General features: G+C 66.2%; 5 protein-coding genes and 1 pseudogene. 3 read left to right on the forward strand and 3 right to left on the reverse strand.

What is annotated here, in order from left to right; genetic code table 11:
* The 3 genes and pseudogenes from QN397_RS26110 to hemN all read right to left on the reverse strand — a co-directional run.
* Positions 1-824 (reverse strand): annotated as a pseudogene (locus tag QN397_RS26110) (GNAT family N-acetyltransferase); the annotation flags it as partial.
* Positions 825-894: 70 nt separating this feature from the next.
* The gene (locus QN397_RS26115) at positions 895-2,088 is read right to left on the reverse strand and encodes a nitronate monooxygenase family protein (RefSeq protein ID WP_323502436.1); all 1,194 of its coding nucleotides are present in this window, start codon (positions 2,086-2,088) and stop codon (positions 895-897) included.
* A 108-nt stretch (positions 2,089-2,196) separates the two neighbouring features.
* Positions 2,197-3,615, reverse strand: a complete 1,419-nt coding sequence (hemN, locus tag QN397_RS26120; protein ID WP_323502434.1) for an oxygen-independent coproporphyrinogen III oxidase — start codon at positions 3,613-3,615, stop codon at positions 2,197-2,199.
* Positions 3,616-3,776: 161 nt separating this feature from the next.
* On the opposite strand from hemN, the gene QN397_RS26125 reads away from it, so the two are divergent.
* The 3 genes from QN397_RS26125 to ccoN all read left to right on the forward strand — a co-directional run bounded on the left by QN397_RS26125 (position 3,777) and on the right by ccoN (position 7,775).
* Positions 3,777-6,131 (forward strand): heavy metal translocating P-type ATPase, encoded by a 2,355-nt coding sequence (locus tag QN397_RS26125; RefSeq protein ID WP_416352370.1) that lies wholly within the window; start codon positions 3,777-3,779, stop codon positions 6,129-6,131.
* Positions 6,131-6,268 (forward strand): cbb3-type cytochrome oxidase assembly protein CcoS, encoded by a 138-nt coding sequence (gene ccoS / locus QN397_RS26130; RefSeq protein ID WP_323496977.1) that lies wholly within the window; start codon positions 6,131-6,133, stop codon positions 6,266-6,268. The genes QN397_RS26125 and ccoS overlap by 1 nt, the downstream gene beginning before the upstream one ends.
* A 67-nt stretch (positions 6,269-6,335) precedes the next feature.
* Positions 6,336-7,775 (forward strand): cytochrome-c oxidase, cbb3-type subunit I, encoded by a 1,440-nt coding sequence (gene ccoN / locus QN397_RS26135; protein WP_323502435.1) that lies wholly within the window; start codon positions 6,336-6,338, stop codon positions 7,773-7,775.
* Positions 7,776-7,818 lie beyond the last annotated feature (43 nt).

Consider the following 7,818-nt stretch of genomic DNA (forward strand, 5'->3'; position numbering starts at 1 on the left):
TCGACGAAGGAGCGCACACGGACCGCGCCGGCGCGGCGCAAGGCGGCGTCGAACACATCGTCGCTGCCGACGATCGACGCACTGTGCGTCTGCGCCGCCTCGTTGCCGGCAGGCTTGCGGCCGGCCTTCAACACCACCACGGGCTTCACATGCGAGGCAGACCGCAGCGCACTCATGAAGCGGCGCGCGTTGGAGATGCCCTCCATGTACACGATGATGCTGTGCGTGCTGCCGTCGTGCGCGAAGAAGTCGAGCACCTCGGCCAGATCGACCGAGGTGTGCGGGCCGAGCGAAACGACGTTCGAGAAGCCGACCGAGTTCTTGCGCGCCCAGTCGAGCATCGACGCGGTGAGCGCGCCGGACTGCGACACCAGTGCGAGCGGCCCGGCCTTGGCCAGCGGCCCGGCTGTGCTCGCGTTCAGATGCAGTTGCGGTCGCTGGAAGCCCAGCGAATTCGGCCCGAGAAGATGCACCCCCTCGTGCCGCGCCACCTTCGCCAGTTCAGCCGCTTGCTCGGCGCCGATGCCGGTCGACAGCACGAGCGCGGTGCGGCATCCGATGCGCGCCGCGATTTCGAGCGCCGCTCCGATCTCGCTCGGCGCCAGGGCGATGATCGCCAGGTCGGCGCGCGTCTGCGCAAGATCTTTCAGGGTGCCGCTGGTGTGGATGTCGACAAAGTGCAGCGTGCCGGTGAAGCGGTCGGCGTCGAGCGCCTGACGCAGCATCCTGGCCTGCGGCGACTGACCTTCGGCAGCGTCGGTCCGGCCCGCGAAAACGACCACCGAGCCTGGCGTGAAGAGGGGTGCGAGGTAATGCTTGTCCATGCGATCAGTCTGCACCATCGGAGCCCCGATGTGGGTGCCACTGCACTTGGCACCGCTGCATCCTGGCCTGTCAGCGAACCGTCGGCACGGTCGGCCGGATGCCCCCCAACAGCCACCGCATGAGTTCCCCGACAGGCCGGATCTCGCCCCCGAACGGCAAGCGCCCCGCGCCTCTGAAGAACAAGCCTTGATCGGTATGCCCCTCCAACGCGTGGCCCAGCGTCTTGTCGATGCAGAACTGGCCCCATGTCGCGGTGCCGTCACGCAGGCCGCAATGCGCCAGGCAATCGAAGCGCATCGTGCAATGCTCTTTCTTGTGCGCCTTGTCTTTGAGCCGCGGCTCCAGCCGCAAATACTTCTCCAGCCATGGCGTGCGCACCGCGCGCGCAGGTAGTCCGGCTGTGCTGATGAACTCCACGATGTCTTCAGGCTTTGCATCGGCCAGCACGCGCTTGAATGCGATGTTAGCGTCGCACTCGGTGGTCACGGCAAAGGCGGTGCCCAGCTGCACGGCAGAAGCGCCCAGGCCCTGCAGGCGACGGATGTCTTCCAGGCTGCCGATGCCGCCCGCGACGATCAGCGGAATGCGGCCTTCGATGCCGGCGCTCTTGAAGAACGCCAGCACCTGCGGCAGCACCACGTCGAAGTCGAAGCGCGGATCGGTCAGGTCGGCGATCTTCGCGGCGCCGAGGTGGCCGCCCGCCAGACGCGGATGCTCGATCACGATGGCATCGGGCAAGCGGCCTTTCTTCTCCCACTTGCGCACCACGAGTTGAACGCCGCGCGCGTCGGAAAGAATCGGGATCAGCGCGACGTCGGGATGCTCGCGCGCGATCTCCGGCAGGTCGAGTGGCAGGCCGGCGCCCACCACGAGCGCATCGACGCCACAGGCCATCGCATGCCGAAGCAGGGCCTCGTAGGAGGTCAGCGCCTTCATCACGTTCACCGCGATGAGGCCGCGACCGCCGGAAATCGTGCGTGCCTTGGCGATCTCGCGGCCCAGCGCTTCCAGGTTGGCGGCGTCGATGCACGTGCCCGCATCGACCTCGGCTTCCCGGTCGACCGTGCGCGCCATCAGGTCGGGATGCAGGCGGCGCAGGTCGACGGACGAGATCGTGCCCATGCCGCCCAGCCCGGCCACGGTGCCTGCAAGGCCGCCAGCGGACACGCCGACACCCATGCCGCCCTGCACGACCGGGATGAGTTCGCGGCCCTTCAGGTGCCAATTGCGCAGGCCCGAGGCGGCGGCAAGGCTGACGAGCATGTCGGCGCTGCACGTCGCACCGGATTCTGAAGCGGGCACATCGAGCCGGAATACCGGCGTTGTTTCCAGAAATGGGGTCATCGTCTTTTCAAAGGTGCCCGGTCGTCGTCAGATGATCCGGGAGAACCGCGCGCGCTTGCGGTCGGTTTGCAGGTAGCGGTCGAACACCATTGCCACCGCGCGCACGAAGAACCAGCCCTTGTCGGTCACGGTCATATCGTGGTCGGTGACCTGCACCAGCCCGTCGGCCGCGAGCTGTCCGAGAGCGGCCAGCTCCGTGGCGAAGTGGTTCGGAAAATTGATGAGATGCGCAATGCCGATCGACTGAAAGTCGACATGACCCTGGCACATGATCGCCATGATCACCGCGCGCCGCAGCACGTCGTCGCGCGACAGTCCCAGGCCTCGCACGACTGGCAGACGGCCCTGGTCGAGGTGGTCGTAGTACTCCTCCAGCGTCTTCGCGTTCTGGCTGTAGGTGCCGCCCACATGTCCGATGGCGGAGACGCCCAGCGCGATGAGGTCGCAGTCGGGCTGCGTGCTGTAGCCCTGAAAGTTGCGGTGCAGCCGACCTTGGCGCTTGGCTACGGCCAGCGCATCGTCAGGGCGCGCGAAGTGGTCCATGCCGATGTAGACGTAGCCCGCTTCGGTGAGTGCGGCGATTGAGCGCGAGAGCATGTCGATCTTGACCGCGGCGTACGGCAGGTCGCTCGTCGCGATGCGGCGCTGTGGCTTGAATCGATCGGGCAGATGTGCGTAGGCATAGAGCGCGATGCGGTCGGGTTGCAACTCGCACACCTGCGCCAGCGTGCGGTCGAACGAGGCCACGCTCTGCCGCGGTAGCCCATAGATCAAGTCGACATTGATCGACTGGAACGAAAGCTGCCGTGCCGCTGCGACGAGGTCGAACACCTGTTTCGCGGGCTGAATCCGATGCACCGCCTGCTGCACGGCCGGATCGAAATCCTGCACGCCGAAGCTCAGCCGGTTGAAGCCCAGGCGCGCCAGGTGGGCAAGTCGGCCGGCGTCGACGGTGCGCGGGTCGATCTCGATCGCGTACTCGCCCGAAGGCGAAAAAGAGAACGCCTCGCGCAGCATCCGCATGAGATCGGCCAGGTCTTCGTCGCTCAGAAACGTCGGCGTGCCGCCGCCCAGATGCAGCTGGCTTACAGGCGTTCCGGGGCCGAGCCGCGCCACATGCAAATCGATTTCCTTGCTTAGGTAACGCAGGTATTCGCGACCGCGCGATGCGTGGCGCGTGACGATCTTGTTGCAGGCGCAGTAGTAGCAGAGCGATGCGCAAAAAGGAATGTGCACATAGAGCGAGATGGGACTGCGTGCGCTTGCTCCGAGGCGGCGCTGTCTTGCAGCCGCGCCGTAGTCATCGGCACCGAAAGCTTCGACGAAACGGTCGGCCGTCGGGTACGAGGTGTAGCGCGGGCCGGCAATGTCGAAGCGCGCCAGCATCTCGGCCGAGACGCTGTGCGCTGAAGTTCGAAGGTCCGGTGCCAGGGCGATGGAAGTCATTGCGGAAGGGCTTGAGGTTGCAAGGCGCGAAAGGAGGCGGGACTTTCAATGTGCCTCGGTCGCCTCGGGAAAATCTTGACCCTCGTCAAGCTTCGCCTCCGTGACGCCACGCCTTGATGCAGATCAACAGGTCGATCGGCACACGGCGCTAGCCTCGTCGCATGCAAGCTGTACTCCCTTCGGGCCCGATGGGCGCCGCTGTCGCCATGGCCCGAATGAACGCGGACGCAAGCGACTTGTCGGTGCTGGACGACCCGGCCGAATGGCCCGCGTTCGGCCAGTCGCTCGACGGCGCACTGTGGGAGTCGCGCGTGGTGGTGCAGGGCATGCACTGCGCAGCGTGTGCGTTCGCGGTCGAGTCGGCGTTGTCGCGCGTGAGCGGCGTGCACGAGGTGCAGGTCAACGCCGCGACCGGACGCGCGCGCATCGTCTGGTCGCCTGCGAGCGTGCTGCCATCGCACTGGTTCGAGGCCTCCGCAGCAGCCGGCTATCCGCTGGTGCCGGCCGGCGACATCGCTGCGCGTGGCGAGCGTGCACGCAGTGCCCGAAAAGCGCTCTGGCGCTGGCTGGTCGCGGGGTTTTGCATGATGCAAGTGATGATGTACGCCTACCCCGGCTACATCGCAAAAGCCGGCGACATCGCACCGGATTCGATGCAGCTTTTGCGCTGGGCCTCCTGGGTACTGTCGCTGCCCGTGCTGCTCTTTTCTTGCAGCCCGTTCTTCGCCAACGCATGGCAAGACCTGCGCTTGCGACGTGTCGGCATGGACCTGCCGGTGGCGCTCGGCATGCTGATCACCTTTGCGGTGAGCACGGCGGCCACCTTCGATGCCACCGGTCCGCTCGGGCACGAGGTCTACTTCGACTCGTTCACCATGTTCGTCTTCTTTCTGTTGACCGGCCGCTGGCTCGAGGCCCGGCTGCGCGACCGCACCGCGGGTGCGCTGGAGGCACTGATGAACCGGCTGCCGGACAGCATCGAGCGGCGCGATGCCCACGGCGACTTCGTGCGCATCGCGGTGCGCCGTCTGGCAGTCGGCGACGTCGTGCGGGTGCTGCCCGGCGAGGCGTTTCCCGGCGATGGCATGGTGCTGGCGGGCGACACATCGGTCGATGAGGCACTGCTGACCGGCGAGTCGCGACCGATGCCGCGCGCCAGCGGTGCGCAGGTTCTGGCGGGCAGCCACAACCTGGATGCGCCGGTGCAGGTGCGCATCGACGCGCTGGGGTCGAGCACGCGCTTTGCGCAGATCGTCGCCTTGATGGAAAGCGCTTCGGTGGACAAGCCGCGGCTGGCCCGGCTCGCCGACCGGATCGCCCGACCCTTTCTGCTGCTGGTGCTGGCGGCTGCCGCCGGTGCGCTGGTTTTTTGGTGGCCCGTCGACCATGGCAAGGCGCTGATGGCCGCGGTCGCGGTGCTCATCGTCACCTGCCCCTGCGCGCTGTCGCTGGCGACGCCGGCCGCGATGCTCGCGAGTGCCGGTTCACTTGCGCGCGGCGGCGTGCTGTCGAGCCGGCTGCAGGCGCTCGAAGCGCTCGCCACCGTCGACACGGTCGTCTTCGACAAGACCGGCACGCTGACCGACGACACGCCGCGGCTCGACCGCGTCTATTGCCGCCAAGGCCTGCAGCCGGGCGACGCGGTGGAGATCGCTGCTGCCCTCGGCATGCAGTCGCTGCACCCGGCTTCGCGCGCGCTGGTGGCGGCCTGGCAAGAGCGCTTTCGCATGGCGCCGGCTTGGGACATCGTGCAACTCCACGAGCACGGCGGGCAAGGGCTCGAAGCGCGCATGCGTCGCACCGACGGTCACGGTCAACCCACGCGCTCCGTGCGCTTCGGCTCGGCCGTTTTTTGCAACGTCGCTGCCTTGCATGTCGATAGCGCCCAGGTCCATCTGAGCGACGACGAAGGCTGGCTCGCCAGCTTCGTTCTGGCCGAAAACTTGCGAAGCGATGCGATCGGCGCCATCGCTGCGCTGGAGGCTCAGGGCATCGCGGTGCAGCTGCTCTCCGGCGACCGCGCCACCGCGGTTCGCAGCCTGGCGGAGCGTGCCGGCATCCAGACGGCGCAGGGCGACTGCCGGCCTGAAGACAAGCTCGACGTGCTGCGCATCTTGCAGGGCCGAGGTCACCGCGTGGCCATGGTGGGGGACGGCCTCAACGATGGTCCGGTGCTGGCCCGCGCCGATGCCTCCTTCGCCTTCGGCAGGGCGGTACCGCTCGCGCAGGCGCGGGCCGACTTCATCGTTATGGGCGGCGCCTTGCAGTCGATTCCCGATGCCATCGCCCAGGCGCGGCGCACGATGTGCGTGGTGCGGCAGAACCTGTGGTGGGCCGCTGGCTACAACGCGCTGTGCGTGCCGCTGGCGCTGGCCGGTTTCATGCCGGCCTGGCTGGCAGGCGTCGGCATGGCGGTCAGCTCGCTGGTGGTGGTCGGCAATGCTTCGCGCCTTGCCGCAAGGCCTGACGGACGTCTTGCCGCACGTCCTGCGACAGCACCTGGAGTCAGCCGCTAATGGACATCCTTTTCCTGCTCATCCCGTTTTCGGTGGTGCTCGCACTGGTCATCCTCTTCGGCCTTTGGTGGGCCGTCGACAGTGGTCAATTCGACGACGTGGAGCGCGAAGGGCAGCGGATTCTTCGCGACGATTGATCTGCATCAACGTGCTTGCGGCTGCACTTGGGAACACTCGGTCAGTCCAATGAATGAGGCAGTCCGAATGCAAGCAACCCACACCCCGGAGGTGACCTACTCCGATACGGTCATCCGCCAGTTCGCCTTGATGTCAGTGGTCTGGGGCGTGGTCGGCATGCTGGTCGGCGTGATCATCGCGTCGCAGCTCGCATGGCCCGAAATGAACCTCGGCGTGCCATGGCTCAGCTACGGCCGCCTGCGACCGCTGCACACCAACGCGGTGATCTTCGCCTTTGGCGGCTGCGCCTTGATGGCGACCAGCTTTCATGTGGTGCAGCGCACTTGTCAGGTTCGCCTCTTCGCACCGAAGCTCGCGTCGTTCGTCTTCTGGGGCTGGCAGGCGGTGATCGTCTCGGCCGCCATCAGCCTGCCGATGGGCTTCACGCGCGGCAAGGAATACGCGGAACTCGAATGGCCGATCACGATCGCCATCGCGGTCATCTGGGTCGCGTATGCCATCGTCTTCTTCGGCACCATCGGCCGCCGCAAGGTGCGCCACATCTACGTGGCCAACTGGTTCTACGGTGCCTTCATCATCGCGGTCGCGCTGCTGCACATCGTCAACGGCGCGTCGATGCCGGCGGGCTGGATGAAGAGCTATTCGGTCTACGCCGGCGTGCAGGATGCGATGGTGCAGTGGTGGTACGGCCACAACGCGGTCGGCTTCTTCCTGACCGCCGGATTCCTCGGGATGATGTATTACTACATCCCCAAGCAGGCCGAGCGCCCGGTGTACTCGTACCGCCTGTCGATCGTGCACTTCTGGGCGCTGATCTTCACCTACATGTGGGCCGGCCCGCACCACCTGCACTACACCGCCTTGCCCGACTGGACGCAGTCGCTCGGCATGGTCTTCTCGCTCATCCTGCTGGCGCCGAGCTGGGGCGGAATGATCAATGGCGTGATGACGCTGTCGGGTGCATGGCACAAGCTGCGCGACGACCCGATCCTGCGCTTCCTCATCGTGGCGCTGTCGTTCTACGGCATGGCGACTTTCGAAGGTCCGATGATGTCCATCAAGAGCGTCAACGCGCTCAGCCACTACACCGATTGGGGCATCGCCCACGTGCACTCGGGTGCGCTCGGCTGGGTCGGCTTCATCTCGATGGGCTCGCTCTACTACCTGATCCCCCGGATGTACGGCCGCACGACGATGTACAGCGTCAACGCCATCGAGGTGCACTTCTGGACCGCCACCATCGGCGTGGTGCTCTACATCGCCGCCATGTGGATCGCCGGCGTGATGCAGGGCCTGATGTGGCGCGCCATCAACGCCGACGGCACGCTGACATACACCTTTGTCGAGAGCGTCAAGGCGACCTATCCCTTCTACGTGGTGCGCCTCATCGGCGGGCTGTTGTACCTGGGCGGCATGTTGGTGATGGCCTGGAACGTCTGGATGACGGTGGGATCGGGCCGCTCGGTTCGCGTTGCGATTCCGCCAATTGCCCTGGCCCATGCGTGAAGCACACAAAGAAAAATCATGTCTTCCAAACCCACCCTCCGGC

This window comes from Variovorax sp. RTB1, from assembly GCF_035018765.1.
Taxonomy (GTDB): Bacteria; Pseudomonadota; Gammaproteobacteria; order Burkholderiales; family Burkholderiaceae_C; genus Variovorax.

Bases quoted from the DNA above. Each gene is read 5' to 3' on its own strand.
- ccoN (WP_323502435.1), top strand. From the start codon at position 6,336: ATGCAAGCAACCCACACCCCGGAGGTGACCTACTCCGATACGGTCATC.
- QN397_RS26125 (WP_416352370.1), top strand. From the start codon at position 3,777: ATGCAAGCTGTACTCCCTTCGGGCCCGATGGGCGCCGCTGTCGCCATG.
- ccoS (WP_323496977.1), top strand. From the start codon at position 6,131: ATGGACATCCTTTTCCTGCTCATCCCGTTTTCGGTGGTGCTCGCACTG.
- QN397_RS26115 (WP_323502436.1), bottom strand. From the start codon at position 2,088: ATGCTCGTCAGCCTTGCCGCCGCCTCGGGCCTGCGCAATTGGCACCTG.
- hemN (WP_323502434.1), bottom strand. From the start codon at position 3,615: ATGACTTCCATCGCCCTGGCACCGGACCTTCGAACTTCAGCGCACAGC.